The sequence below is a fragment of the Streptomyces sp. NPDC055013 genome (assembly GCF_053608645.1).
The window spans coordinates 55,352-76,686 of record NZ_JBSGVW010000032.1; the positions used below are offsets into that span (position 1 = coordinate 55,352).

The window sequence follows — 21,335 nt, forward strand, 5'->3', positions numbered from 1 at the left end:
CCAACTGCTCAGCCACTTCATGCAGACCCGGCCTTCCACACGTTCCTCCGGACGCAACGCCAACGCCCGCCAACGGGGTGCCCTGGTTGCCGAACGTCGTGAACGCGCCCGCTCCGCAGTGAGAATCGAATCGCCTTCGGTTTCTTTGCCCCGGCCCGCGCCCGCGCTGCAACACCGTCGGCTCAAGCACGGAGTCATAGGCGGATGACGATGAGGGCGATGTCGTCGGGAGCACCCTTTGCAACGCCGAGGCGGGTCAGCAGTTCGTCGGCGAGCTGGTCAGGGGTGAGGGAGCTGACCTTGGCCAGGGCCTTCGTCAGGCGGGTCAAGCTGGCGTCGATGTCCTCGTCACGGCGCTCGATGAGGCCGTCCGTGTACAGCACGAGGGTGTCCCCCACGTTGTAGGCGAGGCCGGCCTGGGGGCGCGGGACGTGGTGCTCACGGGCGCCGAGCGGTGGATCGGTGGCTTGGTCCAGGAGTTCGCAGGTGTCGTCGGAGTGGAGCAGGACGGGGGGCGGGTGCCCGGCGTTGCTGTAGATGATCAGCTTGCTGCGGGTGTCGATCAGTACCTTGACCGCGGTTGCCGCCGTCGCGCCGTCCAAGGAGCGGGCGTACAGACCGAGGACTTCCAGGGCCTGGGCGGGGCTGGGAGTGGTGCGGATGACCGCGCTCAGGGCGCTGCGGAGCATCCCCATGACGGCGGCGGCGTGCAGGCCGTGGCCGACGACGTCTCCGACCGCGGCGGAGTACCGGTCGGGGGGCAGGTCGACGACGTCGTACCAGTCGCCGCACACGTTCAGTGAGGTGCTCGCCGGCAGGTAGCGGACCGCGATGTTTTCGGTGTGGTGGTTCAAGTCGGGGGCGGAGAGCATGGCTTCCTGCAAGGTGACGGCAACCTGCCGTTCGCGGGCGTGGGCCTGACGCAGTTCCTCATTCAGGTGGTGCAGCTCGCGGGCCCGAGCGAACAGCTCGGCCGCCATGCCCTTCTCCCGTTCGGTGAAGCCCTCAGTGAGCGCGCGTGCCCGGCGTGACCGGACGAAGACGGTCACGTCCTCGGCCCGTTGAACGATCCACTTCACCCTGCCGTCAGGCCCGGCAATCGGTGTGTGAATCTCCGACCACCAGCGCTCTTCGAATTCGCCCGGATGCTGGAGAGCGGGGATGTCGTACCGCTGGAGCACCAAGGTCTCCGGTTCCCCGGTCTCCAGGACCCGGAGCAGTGAGGCCTTCAGGTTCCGCTGCGCCTCCTCGGGGGCATGGGGGTTTTCCGGCAGGGCGTCGAAGAAGTACTTCCCGACCAGCTCGTTCCGGGATCGCCCGGTGGCCTGCAGGTATGCCTGATTGACGTAGCGGATCACCAGGTCCGTGCCCAGTACCAGGTACGGGCTTGGTGTGGCGTCGAAAAACGCCGTGAATTCAATCTCCGATGTCATCCGGCGCTCTCCCAGGGCTGCGAGCGCGACCGCCTGTACCTCCAATCTACGAGCGAATCGGCGGCCGGGCCCACCGGCTCAAGACGTCAGCGAACGGGCCGCGACCACGCCCAATGCCCGGCTCACCTGCCAGAGCGCTGTTTGGGGCCGTCCGGGCCCGCTCACGCATGGAATCGGAACAGTCGCACCGAAGGGTCGGCCGTGATGCACACAGAGTCGCCGCAGTCGGACGCGCAAGCCCCCCAGCGTTGAGTCGGGCAGCCATCCGGAAGGCTCGCCCGCACGGGATAGCCCCCGCAGTCACGAACGCTAGGGAACCAGCCGGTCGCCGACGGTGACCTCGGCTGGTCGCGCGACGAGGCCGAGGCCAGTACGGCTTCCCTGCACGTGGATCTTGGCTACGGCCGAGGTTCCCGCCTCGTGTGCTCGTCGCCCTCGCGGTAGAGCACCAGGTGCTCGTGGAAGAGAACGCCGTCACGGACGTCGCCGGTGGCGGTGAAGCCGGTGTCGTCGACGTAGTCGATGTGGTTGCCGATGACGGTGTAGCTGCCGGTATAGGCGCTGCGCCGGTTGCCGCGGGCTTCGTCGTAGCGGCCGTCGGGCAGGAGTTCCTGACGGATGCAGCCGTCCGCGGTCACCCACATGCCGACGTAGGGGTGCGGGTCAGGGGGCGTGTCGTTGCTGGTCACGGCTCTACGATCGGCACCGCGGCCGGTGGCAACCAGGCCGCGGCCTCCCCAGGTGCGGGCTTCCTGGGAGTCGCGCACCCAGCATCCCGAACGACGGGGCCCACGGTGCCGTACGGCGCCGGCGCGACCCGGGTTCCATGCCCCTTTCCCGTAGGTGGCGGGACGGATCGTGGGTGTCCGACACCTAGGGACAGGGCGGCCTGGTTCCGGCGCCACCGCGCGACGAACCTGGTGGGCAGGCAGCCACTGCGGCTGCCGGACTCTCGCCTCGGACCCGCACCGGCGCCCATATCGCGCGGCGGGGAAACCGGTGAGGCGACCCCGCTGAGGAGCATGCGATGAGCACCACCGTCACCAGCACCGTGCGCTGGAACCCCGAGGCTCTCGAGGAGATCCTTTCGAATGACAAGGGGCGTCCCGTCCTCTTCACCAACGCCCGCATCCTGACGATGGATCCGCTGATCGGAACCATGCGCGGCGCCGACCTCCTGTTCGTCGGCTCCCTGCTCGTGGGCGTCGGACCGGGCATCATCACCGCCGCGGGGGGACGACAACGCCATCGTCGTCGACTGCACCGGTATGACCATCGCCCCCGCCGTGGTGGACACCGTCGCGCTGGTCGGCGGCCGCGGCCACCGCTCCGAGTACGTCGCGACGCTGACCCCGGGCAACAACCCCGAGTTTCTGGTGGTGCCCGACTCGCTCGCCGCCGACGTGCCGAGCGCGGTGGCCACCCTCATGACCCGGCCCGAGCAGGTCCGCGCACTCGTCGCAGCCGGCCGGCCGGTCCTGTGGTCCGGCACCGACGTTCCGGGTCGGGCCACCGCCCCCGAGGCGGGCATCCCGGCCGCCGCGGACCTGACCGGCAGCCCCCGCCTCGGCGTCTGGATCGACAGGAACGACTTCCTGCACCAAGAGCTCACCGCCGACGGCCGCTACGACGAGACCCGGGGCGGGCGCCCGCACGCCTACCAGGGCCGGTACTGGATCGACGGCGACCGCATCGACTACCTGGACGACCTCGGCTTCTGGGCCTACGGCGAGTTCCAGGGCGACGAACTGCACCACGCGGGCTACGTCATGAAGCTCGGCTGACCCTCCCTGGGCGCCGCGACTCACGTCCCGGCTGGCGTTCGAGCATCTCAGTCTCCCCTGCTCCCCTCCCCTCCTCCAGCGCAAGGCCCATCCTCACGGCCCTGTCCGCCGTACCGAAAGAAGACCTCTCTTGCACGTCAACGACACCACCAGCGCCGCCGTCCTCGAAGAAGTCCGGCGTCGGCCGGCCGACCGGCGGCGCATCCTGTTCAGCGGCGCGACCATCGTCACCATGGACCCCGACCTCGGCGTCATCAACGGCGGCGACCTCCTCGTCGAGGGCGACACGATCACCGCCGTCGGCCGTCACCTCGACGTGGACGGTGCCGTGGTCGTCGACGCCATGGGCGCGATCCTCACCCCCGGATTCGTCGACACCCACCGGCACGCCTGGCAGGCCCAGCTGCGCCGGATCATGCCGGACGTCGACGACCTCGGCGGCTACGTCATGTCCACCCTGGCCGGATACGCCACCGTCTACCGGCCCCAGGACATGTACACCGGCACCAAGCTGGCCGCCCTGACCGCGATCGACAGCGGCATCACGACGATGCTCGACTTCTCCCACAACTCCCGCACCCGCGAACATTCCGACGCCGCCATCGAGGCCCTCGTCGACACCGGCATCCGCGGCGTCCACGCCTCCATGGGACCGCACTTCGGCGAGTGGGACCGGCAGTGGCCCGGCGACCTGACCCGCCTCAAGGACCAGTACTTCAGCAGCACCGACCAGTTGCTCACCCTGCGCCTGGCGACGCTGGCCACCGACGAGATCGCCGGCCCGGTTCTCGCCTACGGTCCCGAACTAGCGCGTGTTGCGGCGGAGTTGGGCATCGGTGTGAGCGTGGACGCCGTCTTCGGCACGTCCTCCTCCGAGGCGGTCCTGCGCTGGGCCGAGGACGGCATCCTCAGTCCCGACGTCGCCCTCATCCACTCAACAGGACTGACCTCCGAGGCATGGAAGGCCATGGGAGGGACCGGTACCACCGTGGCCCTCGCCCCGACCTCCGACGCCCAGATCGGACTGGAGACCGCGATACCGGCCGTCGACGAGGCCCTCGCCGTCGGCATCCGCCCCGGCCTGAGCATCGACGTCGAAGTCGCCCTGGCCAGCGACATGTTCACGCAGATGCGGGCCCTGCACGCCATCCAGCGGATGCGCGCGGTCCACGCCGCCTACGGCACCGACAGCCAGCCCCTGCGCATCACGACCCACGACGTCCTGGACTTCGCCACCCTCCAGGGCGCCCACACCAACGGTCTGGCCGGCGTCACCGGCTCACTCACTCCGGGCAAGAAGGCCGACCTGCTGGTCATCCGGGCCGAGGACCTCAACAACATGCCGCTCAACGACCCCATCGGCACGATCGTGCTGGGCTCCGACGCGCGCAACATCAGCGCCGTTCTCATCAACGGCGAACCCCGCAAGTGGGACGGACACGTCCTCGACATCGACCTGAACGCCCTGCGCAGCGAGGTGTACGCGTCACGCGAATACGTGCTGAACACCTCGACCCCCTGAACATCCCCGCCGCCCCGGCTCCGGGCGTCATGTGACTGCCCCGTGCCTGGGGTGTTGTTGCCAGCATGCACCAGGTGCGGCCCGGAGTGCAGTGGCGGGATCTTCCCGAGAGGTACGGCCCCTGGAAGACCGCGACAACCAGTGCTGATCTGAGCCCTCAGCCCGAACCAGCGACCAGCGCCTCGCCGAGCGGGGTGCGCCGGTAGAGGACCGACCGTCCGGATCGGGCGCGGACGAGCAGCCCCGCGCCTCGCAGGATGGCGAGGTGGTCTCCAACCGCGCCGGGTGCCATGGCGAGGCTTCGGGCGAGGTGGCTGGTACTGGCCGGGGCGTCCAGCGCCAACAGCAGCCGGGCTCGGGCCCGGCCGACCAGAGCGGTCAGCGCGTCCGGTTGGGGGACGGTCGCCTGTTCGCCCCACAGGGCGGCGGTGCCGCGCGCGGGATAGACCAAGGTCCTGGGCCAGGGGTCTTCCAGGTGGGCGGCGATATTCGCGACGAAGACCGAAGGGATGAGCAGTAGCCCGTCGCCGGCGAGGCGGACGCTTCCGACTGGGGAAAAGAAGCCGATCTCGATACCGCCGGCGCGCCAGGCGATGCTCGGATGCAGGCTCTCGATGGCCGTGGCCCATCCGTGTTCGCCGATCACACCCACCCGGTGCACGACATCGCGCTCACAGATCGCGCGCAGTTGCGGCCAGTCCGTGGCGAGCAGCTCGTGCCACGCCTGATCCATCGCCTCGGCGATCCTGGAGACGGCGTCCGTGGAGTCCAGCACTGCGCGTACGCGGGGATCACGGGCGGACGGGCCGGTCGCGGTGGTGGCGAATTCGTGGCGGGCCGCTTCCAGCGGTGTGGCCCGGATCATGGCCAGGTCGTCCGCCCAGGTCTGGTTGGTGCCGCGCGGGGGCGGGGCGACGAAGTTCGGTCCACCTTGCGGGGCTTGCAGGGCGAGGGCGGCGTCCAGTTCGGTCTCGCGGCGAAGCCGTTCAAAGGCCGGCCGGAGCCGGGTGGCCCAGGCTCGCGGCAGCGGCCGGTTCTGGCCGGCGAGCGAGCGCAGCAGTAGGCAGAGGTCCATCGCGGGCGACAGTGCGAAGCGGCTGCGCAGCAGGTCCTCGACGGAGACTTCGAAGCGGAGCACCCTGCGATGCTACCGCCGGACGTCTGTTTCGATTCGTCCAGCGACGAATCATTGGTGAGTGGCGTGGGCGCACGGCGAGGCTCGGCGTCATGACCCCAACCGCCGAACCCGCGCAGGGCAACCACCGTGCCACCTACCGGGAGGTGCTGGCCGAGCCGCGATTCCGGCTGCTCTTCTCGACCCGCGCCGTCGCGATCACTGCGGGCTCGCTGCGGATCACCACGTTCTCGGTGCTGGTCTTCGCGGCCACCGGCTCCGCGCTGTTGAGCGCGCTGGCCTTCGGCATCGGCTTTCTCCCGCAGTTGTTCGGCTCGCTGCTGCTGGGCTCACTGGCCGACCGACTGCCGCCCCGCGCGCTCATCGCCGGCGGCTACGCCTTGGAGTGCGCCGCCGCCCTGCTGCTCGCCCTGGTGCGGATGCCGATCGCGGTAAGCCTCGGTGTAGTGGCGCTGGTCGCCCTCGCCACACCGGTGTTCGGCGGCGCGTCGAGTCGGCTGGTCGCGCAGTGGCTGAAGGGCGACGCCTATGTACTGGGCCGTTCACTGAACAACATCGCCTCCTCTGGCGCGCAATTGTTCGGTCTGGCGCTGGGAGGTGCGGTCGTCGCGGTACTCGGTCCGCACCGGGCGCTCGCGGTGAGCGCCGCCCTCTTCCTCGGCTGCGCGCTCGCCATCCGCATCCGGCTACCCCGGCTGGAGCCCGGAGAGTTCGGCGGCACACCCGGCCGCGCCCGGGGCGATGGCGGGGCCGTCCGGGCAAGCCTGCACGGTGCCGGCCTGCTGCTGCGCGGACGCACGGTACGACGACTGATGCTGGCCCAGTGGCTACCGCCCGGGTTCGTGGCGGGCGCGGAAGGTCTGATCGTCGCCTACGCGGGAGGACGCCACTTCGCGCCCGGCTGGTACGCGGTGCTGATGGGCTGTCTGCCGGTCGGCATGCTTGTCGGTGACCTGCTGGTGGGTCGACTGCTACGGCCGCCCGCCCGGGAGCGACTGGTAGTCCCGTTGATTGCGCTGACGGGACTGCCGCTGGTCGGCTTCGCCACCGAGCCCGGAGTGGGCGTCTCATCCTGTCTGCTGCTGCTCTGCGGCTTCGGATTGGCCTACGGTCTCGGCCTGCAACGGCCGTTCCTGGACGCCCTGCCGCGGGATGGCCAGGGCCAGGCCTTCGGTCTGCTCGGCTCCGGCAGCATGACGCTGCAGGGCGTCGGGCCGGCCTGCTTCGGCTCGGTGGCCGCCGGCATCGGAACAGGCGGCGCAATCGCCCTGGCAGGCGGCGCGGCAGTGCTCACCGCCGGCTGGATTCTCACCTGGCACCCGCCCACCTCCCCGGTCCCCGTCCCGAACTGCTCAACGGGATCAGAGAACGGCACCGAACAGCATGCGTGTATTTCTCCTGCGCAGTAACCGTCGCGGGTCCGGTCGGCCGCGAGCCGTCACGCACCCCACCCCCACGTCTCTCTGACGCACAGCCATTCCCGGTAGCTCACTGTGCTAGGAGTCCTAAGCCTCGGCTCTGCCAGGCGTTGCGGACCACGTACGGGATCTTGAGACCACGAACAGCCCATGGAAAGGTTCATGCCGCATGATCGATGAATTCGCGAAGGACAACCTGCACAGGCGACTACGGCGGGACCGCGAGGCGCTGCTCTGGAAACTCGACGGCTTGTCCGAATACGACGCCCGCCGGCCTCTGACAGCGACCGGGACCAACCTCCTCGGTCTGGTCAAACACGTGGCCACCGTCGAGGCCAGGTACTTCGGCGAGGTCTTCGACCGCCCTTCCCCGGAACCGCTGTGCCGGTGGCAGGACTCCGACGGCAGCGATCAGTGGGCGACCGAGGACGAGACCCGCGATCAGATCATCGGGTTCTACCGGCGCACGTGGGAACACTCGGACGCGACGATCAACGAGCTTCCCCTCGACGCCCCCGGCCACGTGCCGTGGTGGGTGGAGCGCTATCCCAACACGAACCTGTTCGCCGTCATGGTCCATGTACTCGGCGAGTCCGTCCGGCATGCCGGGCACGCCGACATCCTGCGCGAGGGCCTCGACGGCCGGACCGGGGTGCGCGCCGAGAACGAGCAGCAGATCGACGAGGAAGCCCGTGCAGCCTACTGCGCGAAGATCGAGCAGGCCGCCAGGTCGGCCCAGGGCGCCGGCGGCCGGGGTGAGGCGGTGAAGCTGTAGCGGCCGAGCAGGTTCAGGTCGCCATGCTGGAGAGGGGAGAGCCGGGTGATGTCCCCTCGCGGATCGCGTGACCCTCGGCCTGGTAGCTGGGCGACGGCGGCGTCGACGTAACGGATCGTCCTTCTCGGGGCAGTCACATGATCGCCCGGCCAGCTCCTAGTCTTGCCACATGAGCAGTGAGACGCCTTTGGGTGACTTCCTCAGAGCCCGCCGAGAAGCCCTCAAGCCACACGACGTCGGTCTTCCCGAACACGGGCGACGCCGGGTGCCGGGACTACGCAGGGAGGAGGTCGCGCTCCTCGCAGGGGTCAGCTCCGACTACTACGTCAGGCTGGAACAGGGGCGCGAGAACAGCCCGTCCCCGCAGGTCCTCGATGCCGTGGCACGGGCCCTGAAACTGGACGCGGAAGCCACCGACCATCTCAACCGCCTCTGCCTCACCGCCTCGCAGCGCCCGCGCGACCGGGGCAGGACAGACGTCAGCCAGCAGTTGTTGCAGCTGATGGACGGATGGGAGCACACTCCGGCCTTCGTCGTCGGCCCGGCCCTCGACGTCATGGCGGGCAACTCCCTCGCCACAGCCCTCCACAGCGGGTTCGAGAAGTTCGACAACCTCGCCCGCATGATGTTCGTCGACCCGGCAGGACGCGAGTTCTACCAGGAATGGGAGCGAGCCGCGCACTCCTGCGTCGCCGAGATCAGGGCCGCGTACGGACACGACCCCGAATCGGCCCGCATCGCCGAAGTCGTCGCGGAACTGTCCGCCCAGAGCACGGAGTTCGCCGAAATCTGGCGGACGCACGACGTGAAGGGCAAGTCCCAAGAGGGCAAGCATCTCAAACACCCCCAGGTCGGAGACCTGCACGTCAAGTTCGCGGCCTTCACCGTCAACCGGGCCTCGCACCAGCAACTGGTGGTCTATCAGGCTGAACCGGCCGGCCCGACCGCGGCCGCCTTCGAGACGCTGAGGGCCATGGCCACACAGCCGGAGCAGGCTCAGGCAGGGGTACCCGCGGCGGGCCTCGCCGTCAACGAGCAGTAGCGGCATACAGGATCAGGTGAGCCCGGTGGCGACTGGGCCTGCCGCTACAGGGCGAACGCGGGCTGCTCAGGGGCAGCGCCGTACCGGTCGGCGAGCGGGGCGGGCGTCCGCACCGAGGATTCACCCTCGGGGAGAAGCTGTTCGGCGGCATCGCGGCGACTGCCGCACCAGCCGGGAAAGTGTGAACTGGTGCGGATACAGAGGGCGTTCGGACGTAGGTTGTGCCGTGAAGCATCCATGTTGCGGTTCAAGAACGGACACGACTGATGACCGACCCTGTGACGACGCCGGAACCCGCGAACCATCAGAAGATCGACACTTCGGTTCCGCACTCCGCCCGGATCTGGAACTACTGGCTCGGCGGCAAGGACAACTATCCCGTCGACGAGGAAGCAGGCGACGCCTACACCGCGGTCTTCCCCGGCATCGTCACCATCGCCCGTTCCAGCCGGGCCTTCCTGCGCCGGAACATCTCGTATCTGGTCTCCGAGGCGGGCATCCGGCAGTTCCTGGACATAGGCACCGGTCTTCCAACCGCGCAGAACACCCACGAGGTCGCCCAGCAGCTGGCCCCCGAGACTCGGATCGTCTACGTGGACAATGATCCGATGGTGCTCGCCCACGCTCGCGCCCTGCTCTACTCCACCCAGGAGGGTGCGACCGCCTACATCGACGCCAACGTGACGGACCCGGACCGCATCCTGGCCGCCGCCTCCGAGACACTGGACTTCGGCCGCCCCACCGCGCTCATCCTCAGCAACATCCTGGGCCACGTCGCCGACTACGACCAGGCCCGCTCCATCGTCACCCGGCTGATGAGTGCCCTGCCCTCGGGCAGCTATCTCTCCATCAACGACGGTTCCCGCGGCATCGACCCGGTCTTCGAGCAGGCCCAGGACGCCTACAACGACAGCGGCGCCGTTCCTTACAACCTGCGCACGATCGACGAGATCACCACGTTCTTCGACGGCTTGGACCTCATCGCACCCGGTGTCGTCTCGGTGACGCGGTGGCGACCCGAGCCCGGCTTGCCCACCGCGGAGGTCGTTGCCGAACACGGCGGACTCGCCCGGAAGGCGTAGGAGTGAATGACCTGCAGCTCGGAGCTGGGCCCTGCAGCTCCGAGAAGGTCGTCCACGTTGGCATGCCTGGGCCCACGTAGACCGGCCATCCGCAGATAGCCGGCCTGCCCCCGGCGAACCGCAAGCCCGTCGGCGCAACAAGCCCAGCCGCCGAACCCGGCGAGGTGGTGTCCGGCAGGCTGCCGCTCTCGCCGGCGCTGGCGTGCACGCGTCGGCTGCGGAGGAGGACGATGGGATTGCCGGGTACTGGTGCCCGCACCTGTCAGCCTGGCAGTGCGGCAGCCTGATCTGCGGCGGGAAGGAGGCCTGAGGTATGGGCGCGACCGAACCCTTCCGCGACGATCCCGGCACGGCGGGTGTGGTTGCGTCCAGGCCGGGCGGATTGCTGGATGTGCTGAACGTGGCCGCGGTCCTCCTCAACGCCGAGGGCAGGATCGATCTCTGGAGCCCGCAGGCCGAGACCCTCTTCGGCTACACCGCCGAGGAGGCACTGGGCCAGTACGCGGGCCAGCTGTTGATCGACAGAGAGCAGCTCGATACGGTGCTGGCGCTGTTCGCGCAGGTCATGCAGGGCGGCGAGAGCTGGGCCGGGGTCGTTCCCGTCCGGCGCAAGGACGGCAGCAGCCGCTTGGTGGAGTTCCGCAACATGCGGTTGCAGGACGACCACCGCGAGTACTGGGCTCTGGGCCTGGCCACGGATCAGGCGACGCTACGGCAGGTGGAGCGGAACCTGGCCCTGTCCGCCCAGCTGGTGTCCCAGTCACCGATCGGGCTCGGCATGCTGGACACCGATCTTCGGTATATCTCGGTCAACCCCGCCGAGGAACGGATGAACGGCGTGCCGGCCGCCGAGCACATCGGCCGCCACGTCCACGAGGTGGTGCCCTACCTGGACAAGTCCTTCGAAGGCGCCATGCGGGAAGTCCTCGCGTCCGGGACACCGATTGTCGACCAGTACATCGTCGGCCGCACGGCGGCCGACCCGGACAACGATCACGCCTGGTCGATCTCGTTCTACCGGCTCGAATCCCCCAACGGGAAAGTGCTGGGCGTGGCCACCTCCAGCGTCGATGTCACCGACCGGCACCACGCCGTGGAGGAACAGCGGCGCACCGCCCTCACCCTCCAGCGCAGCCTGCTGCCCCATCCCCCTCGACAACGGCCTGGTGTCGATGTCGCCTTCCGCTACCGCCCCGCCCAGGCCACCATCGAGATCGGCGGCGACTGGTTCGACGTCATTCCCCTGAACGGCGACAAGACCGCCCTCGTCGTCGGCGACGTCATGGGCAGCGGCGTCACAGCCGCTGCCGCCATGGGACAGCTACGTACCGCCACCAGAACGCTGGCCGACCTCGATCTGCCGCCCGACGAGGTCCTCCACCACCTCGACCACATCACGGACGGCCTCGAGACCATCGCGACCTGCGTCTACGCCGTCTTCGATCCCCACACCGCGCAATGCCACGTCTCCCTTGCCGGACACCTACCGCCCGTACTCCTCCGCCCGGACGCCACACGTGAGCTGCTCGACCTGCCCACCGGCGCGCCCCTGGGCGGCTGCGGCATCTCCTTCGACTCCACCTCGATCAAGTTCGGGCCCGGGAATCAGCTCGTCCTGTACACCGACGGCCTCATCGAGACCCGCGACCAGCCGATCGACGCCCGCCTGGACGCTCTCCTCAACGTCCTGGACGACCCCAACCGCTCCATCGACGCCACCTGCGACCTCCTCCTGCACACCCTGCGTGACGATGACGACCACGACGACGTAGCCCTGCTCATCGCCAGGGCAGGCCCCAGCCCAGCAGGCGAAGCCCGAGGCACGAGATGACGATGCGAGCACTTCCGGCAGCCCCAGGAAGACTGCCGGAAGAGCAGAGACGAATCGGTGCCGTGCGGGCGCGGGCTTCAGCAACCGCCGCAGTTGTAGTAGAGGACGTCCCAGTGGTTGCCCTCGTCGGCGTAGATGTTGCCCGAGCCGGAACGCCACTGGGGAGCCCCGTCGCCGCGCGGGCCGATGTAGGTGAAAGTGTTCTTGATGTAGTTCCCGAGACAGGCGTACTTGCCGTAATCGAGCTTGTAGCCGTTCCAGTGCGAGTACGTGCCGGAGGCGTGTCCCGTCTCGGTGCCGCCCGTGATGTTCAGGGCACAGCCGCTGGCACGCTTGAGCGTCTGCGCGCCTTGTGCGGTGGCGAGGTTGAGCTGCTCGAAGGACGTACAGGTGGGATTGTTGCGGTTGGAGCAGTTCCCGGACGACGACCAGGTGATGCCGACCTGCTGGAACATCGAGGTCGCGGTGGCGTGACTGATCTTGGTGACGGCGAACGCATCGCCGGCGGTGCCGATGACGACGGCACCCGGGGCGATGACGAGCGCGAGAGCGGTCAGGACCGAGCGGAGCTTCAAGGCCTGAGTGACCTTCATGGGGGGACCTTCCTGCGGTGGGCCACGGTTCCTGTGGGGCGGCTGTGCAGGTGGTACAGGAAGAATGGTGCCCGCGGTCTACGCGCGTTGGCCAGAGGACAAAGCGGAACACGTGGCCTCGTGGCGCCGCCAGTCACGGCCGCCGTCACGAGAGATCCACAGCCCTTCGCCCTTCACCAGCCTGTACGTCGCTGTCGTCGCGTCCGCGGTGCCGTAGAGCGTCTTGCCGTGGACGGTGAGCGACGTGAACGCGGTCGGCGTCTTCAGTTCACGGAAGGCGCTGTTGGTGTGGTCGTCGGCGAGCCAGTAGCGGCCGCCTTCCTCGCCGACGAGCAGTCGCCCGTCGTCAAGGACGTCCAGGACCAGCGACTCCGGGCCACGCGTCAAGTCCGTCCAGGCAACACCGCCGTCGAGGACCGTCCTCCAGTGCTCGCCGCTGTCCGTCGTCACCAGCAGACCGCTCACGCTCTCGTCCCGGGTGAGGGACAGCGCCGCGGTGCCACCGCGCGCGACGAGGACGCCACCCGCGTACGGCTTCGGTACCGCCGTGGAGCCCGAGGTGCGGCCGTCGAGCTGCCACCGGATGCGGTCGGGGTCCCCGGTCAGCGACTGGTCCAGGCTCCAGACCGTGCCCCGCTCGTCCACGGCGAGACGGACGGCGTCTTCCGGCACTCCGGCCGGAGGCGCCACGGTGCGCGTGGCGGGACGGTAGACGAGGGTCGGCTCCAGTTCGGCGAGCAGGACGTCGCCGGGTCGGGTGCGCAACGGGGTCTCGGTGATGACGACTTTCTGCCGCTTGCCTCGTACATCGAGGGCGTACGCTCCCTGGGCTCCTTCACCCGGCGGCACCCGCACAAAACCGCCGGTCACTCCCTTGTACGCGGCTCGTGTCGCCTCCGCGTCGGCGTGTTCCGCGTGCTGAGCGACCGTAGCGCCGTCCGGGCCGATGATGCGCCACGCGGACGCAGCCGGCCCTTCGTCGTCCTCGACATTGCCGGCGTAGTACGTGAGAAGCAGCGAGCCCTCGCCCGCGCGGACCACTCCGGTGGGTGCGCCGGCCATCTCGATGACGTCGGCAGGGCGCGGGTGAGGGTCCTCGATGACGCGCTTGTACTTCGCCTCACGGTCCCCCGAGGACGCGTCGTCAGGTCTTCCCGGTCCGCAGGCGGTCAGCGCCAGCGCCGCACTGACCGCGACCACGAGCCCGACCGTCCGCCTACCGGGTTTCCTCAGCCACGACATTTTGCACACCCTCACATCCCGGCGCAGCGACCTCAGCGGGAACCATACGACGCATCGACACCTTGTCAGCGCAGGGACGTGACGACGGGACGTCGTAGGTGCGGGGTCGTGGCGCGCTGTTGCCGGGGGACGAGCCGCCCGGCCTGCGAGCCGCGGTGTGTGTCGGATCAGGGGCGTACATCGACGTAGTCACCGGTGGCCTTGGCCGGGCCGGTCGTGGTCGTGCCGGCGAAGTTCCAACGCCAGTAGCCGTCCTTGACCGCCTTGACCGTGGTGCGCAGTGTTCCGGTGCTGCTGGTCCTCACCGCGGCCACCGTGGTGTAGGTACTGCTGTCCTTCGGGCGGAATTGCAGGTGCACGGTCTGGCCCGTGTATCCCGCATACCGATAGGTGTCCCAATTGGCCCGCACGAGCTTGCCGGTGACGGTGATACGAGCGCCCTTCGTCACCGGCTCGGGTGACGCGTTGACCGTGAGCTGCGCGGCACGCTTGAGGCTGAACGACCCCACGCGCGGGGCGAAGACGGACGCGCCGTCGTTGGCGTCGGCCAAGGCGTCGACCGACCATGTTCCCGCGTTGGCGTTGGCCAGGTCCACCGGATCGTCGCTGCCTGGAGCCGGGTGGGCGTTGACGGTGAACACCGTCGTGCAGGCCGTCGCGCTCTCGCAGAACGCGTCGGTGGTGTAGAAGCCGCCGTGCGGGCCTTTCAGATCCACGTCTACGAAGGACAGGCCGGAGTCGTCCGAGCCACCGACCGTGACCGGGAAAACCACGTCGTGCGTGATACCCACGATGACGTCCCGTCCGGAGTTGACGGTGGCACCGCTGACCACAGGTTCGCCGGCCGCCGCATCGGCCTGGGCGCCAACACCGGCCAGCAGAACGACGGCAGCCCCCAGCACGACACCGCGGCTCGCCCCGCGACCGACGGGTCTGCTCTGCGGGGCACTTGCGCCGGCGGTGGACGCAGCGATGTCGTCCCCGCCGCTCGGTCTGTCGCCGAGCGGTGTGGCGTAGCGGCTCATGAACCCTCCCAGGGATGACAGGCCCTGCCGCCAACCACCGGAAGGGGAACGGCGGTTGGCAGAGGGCTCCAGTGACGGAAGTCCGTCACTCCCCTACGACTGCCGAACCGGCCGGATCGTTGCCCCCTCAGGTGGAGGGACCTTGTGCGACCTGGAGGGACGGTAGGGCCATCGGCACGGCGGCTCTGGGCATGAGCCGGCTGAACCTACTCGAAGAACTTGAGACTCCAGCCGGTGTTCGTGTTCGCACCGGGGACGTTGGCGCGGCTGTAGGTGGTGTTGCCCCACCAGCAGAACGTGCCGGTGTACCAGTACCGGTTCTCCCACGCGTACGGCGTCCCCTTCGGGACCGCGTGGAACATCAGGGGGAACCTCGGGCCGGCGGGTGGGCTCGTGCCGATGTCGCCGTCGAGCAGGACGAAGCTGTGGTGTCCGGGGCCGTTGACGTTCAGGGTCGGATCCCAGCCGGGCATCAGCGTGGCGCGGTTGGGACCGAAGAGGCAGCCGTTGGACTTGTACCAGTCCCACACGTACGTCGGGTCGCCCCCGGCGCGCAGTCGCAGGTCGGCCAGGCAGTACTGCTCGCTCCAGCTGCCGTTGGCGGAGTACACGATGTGCAGTTGACCGTTGGGGTCCTTGATGGCCTCGGGAGCCTCGTTGATGAACGGGTCGCCGACCACCCGCTCCCAGCTCTCCCGGGGCTGGGAGACGATGTGGCGCGCGCCGGTCGGAGTGGTGGGGCTGCTCATGCGGGCGATGTAGAGGTTCTGCTCGACGTTGGTGTCGCCGGCCCAACCGGACCACACGAACCAGCGCTGCCCATTGAAGGTGAACAGGGTGCCGTCGATGGCCCACTTGTCATCCGGCAGGGCCAGTTCGGTCTCGGCCGAGTATCCGCTGTCCGGGGCGGCTGAGCTGATGACGTACATGCGGTGGGCCGGTCCGCGGCCCGCCGTGAAGTAGATGTAGTAGCGGCCGCCGTCCCGCACGATCTCTGGAGCCCAGACCTCACCGAGGTTACGGGCGTCGCTCCAGACCTGCCGGGCGGGCGCCGTCGCCAGGGCGTCCGTCGACGGGGCCTGCCGCACGACGATGCCGCCACCGGCCGACTGCACCGAGACGTAGGTGCCACCGACCCGGAGCACACTCGGGTCCGCGGCCCGCAGACTCGTCTGGCCCGCCTGCGCCGGATCGGCGGACGTCAGGGACAGGACGGCAGCGAGAAGGCCGGACAGCAGCACGGCCACGGCGCCGGTGATGCGGCGAGGACGTTTCATGGTCACCGCGACGTCTCGCTTTCCATCGATGGAACAGCTCTCCAGCAGCATCGTTACGAGTCGCGCGCATGTCAATGCCACAGAGGGCCGAGTGCCACAAGTCGCCTGCCGCAGAAGCCTGGTGAGCGTGACCGACCGAGTGGTGCGCGAGGTCTGGACAGCAGTCGAGGGCCGTGTTGTCATTTCGGCTGTCGCAGGATTTCCAACGTTGAAAGAGCCGCCCGACCGCGTCCGTAACGGCCTTACGTCATTCAAGTGCGGCCTGGTCCTTCCAGATGACCGGCCCCGGTCCGCGGCCTCTGTGCGAGGAAAGGTTCGATGACAAGACAACACATCCGCCCACGGACCAGACTGTGGGCGCTGCTGGCTACGGCCGCTCTCGTTGTGCCCCCGAGCGGTCTGGCCGCCACCGCGTCGGCAGTTGAGCCGACCGGCAGCGCCTCAGTGCTCGCCACCGAAGCAGCCGACGTCGAGGTGCACGGCCTCAAGGGCGAGTACTTCAGCATGTCGGCCCCCGGCGCACGGGACTTCGCCGAACTCGGTGGCACGCTGCTCGACCCGCAAGTCAACTTCTCGGGCCTGACCAGCACCTTCCAGGAGCTCACCGGCAAGACGGAGCACACGACCGCCCGTTGGACGGGCCAGATCGAGGCGCCCGCCACCGGCGACTACACCTTCTACGCCATCGGCGACAACGGCTTCCGCCTCCACATCGACGGCGAGCCGGTCATCGACCACTGGGAGCCGGACTGGGACAAGGAGCAGACCAGCTCCGCGATCCGGCTCACCGCGGGCGAGAAGCACGACTTCCGCCTGGAGATGTTCCAGGACCTCGGCGGCTCCAACATGTTCCTGCGCTGGGCCGGCCCGGGCCTGTCCAAGCAGCTCGTGCCGATGTCGGCGTTCACCCCGCCCGAGGGCTTCGAGGTCTACCCGGTGGAGCTGTCCGTGGCCGCGGACGGGCGCCGTCTGCGAGCCCGGTTCGAGGGCAGGGTCGGCGACCTCCAGGCGGTCAAGGACCACTTGAAGGTCGAGGCCGACACCACGGCCATGCCCCTGAAGTCGGTCACCGTCGCTCCCGGGGACCGCAACTCCCTGCTGGTGACGCTCGCCGAACCCATCCAGAAGAACCAGCAGGTGCGGGTCACCTACGACGGCGCCGGCGGCCTGACGTCCGGCGGCGAGACCGTACCGAAGGTCATCCGCTACGCCGACAACGCCTCCACCCACCGGCTCACCACCAAGTGGGGCGACAAGGTCGACGAGAAGAAGCCGCTGCCGGAGTACCCGCGTCCGCAGCAGGTGCGCTCCAAGTGGAAGAACCTCAACGGTCCTTGGCAGTTCAGCGGTGCCGAGGCGGGCGAGCAGCCGGTGTTCGGCAAGGACCTCGACGAGAAGATCGTCGTGCCGTACCCGGTGGAGTCGCAGCTCTCCGGGCTGGAGCGGCACGAGGACCACATGTTCTACCGCAAGCTGGTGAACGTCCCCAAGGACTGGAAGGTCCGCAAGGACGGCGAGGGCAACCGGCTGAAGCTCAATTTCGGCGCCGTGGACTACCAGGCCCGTGTCTTCGTCAATGGCACGAAGGTCGCCGAACACACCGGCGGATACGACGCCTTCAGCGCCGACATCACGGACGCGCTGAAGGGCACCGGGCCGCAGGAGGTCGTGGTCGCGGTCACCGACACCGGGGGCGCCGACCAGCCGATGGGCAAGCAGTCCACCAACCCGGGCGGCATCTTCTACACCCAGTCGTCGGGCATCTGGCAGACCGTCTGGATGGAGCCGGTCGCGGGCGCCGCGATCGATAACGTTGTCTCGACACCCGACATCGACACGAGCAGCCTCGCGGTGACGGTGGAGTCCGGCAAGGCGTCCGCCGGGGCCCGGGTCGAGGCGGTGGCCCGCGACAAGCGCGGCAAGGTCGTCGGCAAGGTCAGCGGGCCGGCCAACAAGCAGCTGCGGCTGCCGGTGGCGAACCAGCACCTGTGGAGCCCGGACGACCCCTACCTCTACGACCTCGACGTCAAGCTCACCGACGGCAGGTCGAGCGACAGGATCGGCAGCTACTTCGGGATGCGCGAGATAGGCATCGAGAAGGTCGGCGGCTTCCAGAAACTCGTGCTCAACGGAAAACCGGTCTTCTCCCTCGCCACCCTCGATCAGGGCTTCTGGCCCGACGGCCTGTACACCGCGCCCAGCGACGAGGCCCTCGCGTTCGATCTGAAGGCCCACAAGGAGCTCGGCTTCAACGCCGTGCGCAAGCACATCAAGGTGGAGCCCGCGCGCTGGTTCTATCACGCCGACCGGCTCGGCCTGCTGGTCTGGCAGGACTTCGTCTCCGGGAACATCACCAACGAGACCGGGCGGCGCGCCTTCGTCGACCAGGGCCGGGACATGATGCGGGAGCACCACAACGCGCCCTCCGTGATCGGCTGGATCGTCTTCAACGAGGGCTGGGGCGAGTGGGACCGCACCGAGACCGGCAAGATCGCCGAGGCCGTGAAGGAGGCCGACCCCTCCCGTGTCGTCAACGCCCACAGCGGTGTCAACTGCTGCAATTCCAAGGGCGATTCGGGCAAGGGCGACATCATCGACCATCACGACTACAACAACGAGGACCCGCCGTTCCCCGACGACAGACGGGCCGCGATGGACGGTGAGCACGGTGGCTTCACCCTGCGCACCCCCGGGCACATGTGGCCGGGCGCCCCGACGGTGATCTACAGCGGTGTCGCCGACAAGGAAGCGCTGACCCGCAAGTACGTCGAGAACACAGAGAAGTTCTATGTCGACCAGGCCGGCGCCGAGCTGTCCGGTTCGGTCTACACCCAGATCTCCGACCTGGAGAACGAACTCAACGGCCTGTACACGTACGACCGTCGGGAGATCAAGGTCGACCCGGTCAGGGTCCGCGAGGTCAACCGCGCGGTCATCGCCGCCGGTGCCGCCGCGGGCGAACGGCAGACGCTCGAGGGCGGCGGGTCCTGGGCCCTCGACGAGGGCAGCGGGAACACGGCGAAGGACTCCGGTCCGAACGCCAAGGGCCTGACGCTCAGCGAGGGCACCACCTGGACGCCCGGTGTCCGCGGCAGCGCGCTGAAGTCCGACGGTCAGGGCCAGTACGCGGAGACCGACGGGCCGGTGCTCGACACCACCGGAAGCTACTCCGTGTCCGCGTGGGTCCGGCTGGACGAGCTCCCCGGCAACTACGCCACCGCGGTCAGCCAGGACACCCGGCGCCAGGCCAGCCCGTTCTACCTCCAGTACGGGCAGGGCGCGTTCGCCTTCAGCACACCGGGCGAGAACCGCGCCCGCCTGGTCACGACCGCGGAGAAGGGCCGCTGGTACCACCTCGTCGGCGTCCGCGACAGCGCCGACAACACGATCAAGCTGTACGTCGACGGAAAGCCGGCGGCGAGCGCCACCGGCGGAGCGGCCTACCCCAGCACCGGTTCCCTGGCCGTCGGCCGCGCCCAGTGGGGCGGCAACGACACCGACTTCTGGAACGGCGCTGTCGACGAGGTCCACGCCTACGACAAGGCGCTCACCGCCGAGGAGGTGAGCGCGCTCCACACGGACGAGAAGCCGTAGCGACAGCGGCGGCGAACGGGCCCCGGCGGGACACCACTCCCCGCCGGGGCCCGTTCACGTCAGGTCACCGCGCGGGTGAGACCGCCACGTTGTCGAAGGAGGCCGCGGTGCCGAAGACGCGGACGCCGGTGGCGCCGCTGCCGTACGTGCTGTCGGTGACGGAGATCTTCGGCGTCGTCATGTCGTCGACGTAGACCTCGATCGAGGCGCCGACGGCAGTGACCCGCAGCCGGTGCGTGGAACCCGGGGCGATCGCCAACTCGCGGCTCCCGAGCGGCGTCCAGCCGCCGTCCGCCAGTCCGAGCAGCACCTTGCCGCCGGCGCTGATGCCCGCGTAGTACCCGGAGTAGCTGTCCGGGCCGGCCCCCGGCCCGGTCACTCTGAAGGTCACTCCGGCGTCGCCACCGCGCCCCTGAGGCGTCACGTCGGCGTCGTAGGTGAGGTCGGCGAAGTTCGTGTCGAGAAGTGCCTTGCCGCCGGCGGATGAGCCCGTCCGGTACCGTCCGCCACCGGCCGACCAGGTCCCGCCGTAGGTCTTCCAGCCCAGCGCGTTGCCGTCGGCGAAGTTGTCCCGCACGCGCATCTCGACGCGGCGGATGGTTCCGTCGGTGTTGAAGTGCAGCCGGTCGTACGCGAGTTGACGGTGATTGCCGTCGGTCTCGCCGAGCGGACGGCGGTGGTAGACGATGTACCAGATGTCGGTGCCCGGTACGTTGACTACCGAGTTGTGGCCGGAGCCGCGGGCGACGGCGGGATCCTGGGCGAGGACCTTGTCGATCTTCCGGAAGGGACCGGTGGGTGACTCGGACATGGCGTAGGAGACCGAGTAGTCCGGGCCGGTCCAGCCTCCCTCGGACCACATGAAGTAGTACTTGCCGTTCCGTTTGAACATGAAGGAGCCCTCTGTGTAGTTCTCCGGGGTGATCTCCTTGTAGGTGGTGCCGTCGTCGAAGGTGCCGAGGCTCGTCATGTCCGGGTTGAGCTTGACGACGTTGGCGTGGTGCCAACCGCCGTAGTACATGTACGCCTGGCCGTCGTCGTCGATGAAGACGTCCTGGTCGATGGGCTGGGCGCCGTTGTGGAACCGGGAGATGAGCGGTTTGCCGAGGGCGTCCTTGTAGGGGCCCTCGGGACGGTCGGCGACAGCCACGCCGATGCCGCCGAGCTGGGAGTCGTTCTGGATGTCGTCGGCGGCGAAGTAGAGGTAGTACTTGCCGTTGCGCTCCACCGGTGCCGGCGCCCACAGGGCGTACTCGGCCCACGGGATGTCCGGCGTGGACAGCACCATCGGGTGTTTGGTCCAGTGGACCAGGTCGGTGGAGGAGAAGGCGTCCAGATAGGTCTGTTCGGCGTAGACCTTCGAGGTCGTGGGGAAGACCCAGTACCGGTCGCCGTACCGGACGGTGTCGGGGTCGGCGTACCAGCCGTCGACGAAGGGGTTGCCGGACTCGGCGGTGGTGTGGTCGGGTGCGGCGGCGGCCGGGGTCGGCGACAGCGTGGCGAGCAGGCCGCCTGCCAGCAGCACGGCGCGGGTCCTGGCCAGGAGGCCGGTCGTTCGGACGGTCATGGGGGCTCCAGGTGA

Annotated in this window: 16 protein-coding genes; 8 read left to right on the plus strand and 8 right to left on the minus strand. The window is 68.9% G+C overall.

Annotation, left to right across the window (positions count from 1 at the left end):
• Nucleotides 1-194: 194 nt before the first annotated feature.
• Together ACWGDB_RS31600 and ACWGDB_RS31605 are read right to left on the minus strand one after the other, a co-directional pair.
• Nucleotides 195-1,433, minus strand: coding sequence for a SpoIIE family protein phosphatase (locus ACWGDB_RS31600; protein ID WP_453825562.1), 1,239 nt, complete (start codon nucleotides 1,431-1,433; stop codon nucleotides 195-197).
• A gap of 398 nt (nucleotides 1,434-1,831) precedes the next feature.
• A complete protein-coding gene (locus tag ACWGDB_RS31605; protein WP_453825563.1) occupies nucleotides 1,832-2,122 on the minus strand; it encodes an Atu4866 domain-containing protein in 291 nt (96 codons plus the stop codon).
• 579 nt (nucleotides 2,123-2,701) lie between these two features.
• On the opposite strand from ACWGDB_RS31605, the gene ACWGDB_RS31610 reads away from it, so the two are divergent.
• A complete protein-coding gene (locus tag ACWGDB_RS31610; protein WP_453825564.1) occupies nucleotides 2,702-3,217 on the plus strand; it encodes an Atu4866 domain-containing protein in 516 nt (171 codons plus the stop codon).
• Nucleotides 3,218-3,347: 130 nt separating this feature from the next.
• The gene (locus ACWGDB_RS31615; protein ID WP_453825565.1) at nucleotides 3,348-4,739 is read left to right on the plus strand and encodes an amidohydrolase family protein; all 1,392 of its coding nucleotides are present in this window, start codon (nucleotides 3,348-3,350) and stop codon (nucleotides 4,737-4,739) included.
• A 157-nt stretch (nucleotides 4,740-4,896) separates the two neighbouring features.
• Here the strand turns inward: ACWGDB_RS31615 and ACWGDB_RS31620 are convergent, their stop codons facing one another.
• On the minus strand, nucleotides 4,897-5,877 hold the full coding sequence (locus ACWGDB_RS31620) for a winged helix-turn-helix domain-containing protein (RefSeq protein WP_453825566.1): 981 nt from the start codon (nucleotides 5,875-5,877) through the stop codon (nucleotides 4,897-4,899).
• A gap of 89 nt (nucleotides 5,878-5,966) precedes the next feature.
• On the opposite strand from ACWGDB_RS31620, the gene ACWGDB_RS31625 reads away from it, so the two are divergent.
• From ACWGDB_RS31625 to ACWGDB_RS31645, 5 genes are all read left to right on the plus strand, one after another.
• Nucleotides 5,967-7,283, plus strand: a complete 1,317-nt coding sequence (locus tag ACWGDB_RS31625; protein WP_453825567.1) for an MFS transporter — start codon at nucleotides 5,967-5,969, stop codon at nucleotides 7,281-7,283.
• A 178-nt stretch (nucleotides 7,284-7,461) separates the two neighbouring features.
• A complete protein-coding gene (locus ACWGDB_RS31630) occupies nucleotides 7,462-8,067 on the plus strand; it encodes a DinB family protein (protein WP_453825568.1) in 606 nt (201 codons plus the stop codon).
• 169 nt (nucleotides 8,068-8,236) lie between these two features.
• Complete coding sequence (locus ACWGDB_RS31635) at nucleotides 8,237-9,109, plus strand: helix-turn-helix transcriptional regulator (RefSeq protein WP_453825569.1); 873 nt, start codon at nucleotides 8,237-8,239, stop codon at nucleotides 9,107-9,109.
• A gap of 266 nt (nucleotides 9,110-9,375) precedes the next feature.
• Complete coding sequence (locus ACWGDB_RS31640; protein WP_453825570.1) at nucleotides 9,376-10,191, plus strand: SAM-dependent methyltransferase; 816 nt, start codon at nucleotides 9,376-9,378, stop codon at nucleotides 10,189-10,191.
• Between the two features lie 313 nt (nucleotides 10,192-10,504).
• Complete coding sequence (locus tag ACWGDB_RS31645; RefSeq protein ID WP_453825571.1) at nucleotides 10,505-12,022, plus strand: SpoIIE family protein phosphatase; 1,518 nt, start codon at nucleotides 10,505-10,507, stop codon at nucleotides 12,020-12,022.
• A gap of 77 nt (nucleotides 12,023-12,099) precedes the next feature.
• Here ACWGDB_RS31645 and ACWGDB_RS31650 read toward each other — a convergent pair whose 3' ends face one another.
• The 4 genes from ACWGDB_RS31650 to ACWGDB_RS31665 form a co-directional block, all read right to left on the minus strand.
• Entirely contained in the window at nucleotides 12,100-12,615 is a 516-nt protein-coding gene (locus tag ACWGDB_RS31650; protein WP_453825572.1) for a hypothetical protein, read from the minus strand.
• A 78-nt stretch (nucleotides 12,616-12,693) separates the two neighbouring features.
• Nucleotides 12,694-13,815 carry a hypothetical protein gene (locus ACWGDB_RS31655; protein WP_453825573.1) on the minus strand — a complete coding sequence of 374 codons (1,122 nt, stop codon included), beginning with the start codon at nucleotides 13,813-13,815 and terminating at the stop codon, nucleotides 12,694-12,696.
• Between the two features lie 209 nt (nucleotides 13,816-14,024).
• Nucleotides 14,025-14,882: a calcium-binding protein gene (locus tag ACWGDB_RS31660; RefSeq protein WP_453825574.1), complete on the minus strand. Its 858-nt coding sequence runs from the start codon at nucleotides 14,880-14,882 to the stop codon at nucleotides 14,025-14,027.
• Between the two features lie 206 nt (nucleotides 14,883-15,088).
• Nucleotides 15,089-16,159 carry a glycoside hydrolase family 43 protein gene (locus ACWGDB_RS31665; protein ID WP_453825575.1) on the minus strand — a complete coding sequence of 357 codons (1,071 nt, stop codon included), beginning with the start codon at nucleotides 16,157-16,159 and terminating at the stop codon, nucleotides 15,089-15,091.
• Between the two features lie 318 nt (nucleotides 16,160-16,477).
• Between ACWGDB_RS31665 and ACWGDB_RS31670 the strand changes: the two genes are divergently transcribed.
• Entirely contained in the window at nucleotides 16,478-19,753 is a 3,276-nt protein-coding gene (locus tag ACWGDB_RS31670; RefSeq protein WP_453825576.1) for a LamG-like jellyroll fold domain-containing protein, read from the plus strand.
• Between the two features lie 64 nt (nucleotides 19,754-19,817).
• Here the strand turns inward: ACWGDB_RS31670 and ACWGDB_RS31675 are convergent, their stop codons facing one another.
• Nucleotides 19,818-21,320, minus strand: coding sequence for a glycoside hydrolase family 43 protein (locus ACWGDB_RS31675; protein ID WP_453825577.1), 1,503 nt, complete (start codon nucleotides 21,318-21,320; stop codon nucleotides 19,818-19,820).
• Nucleotides 21,321-21,335: the final 15 nt, after the last annotated feature.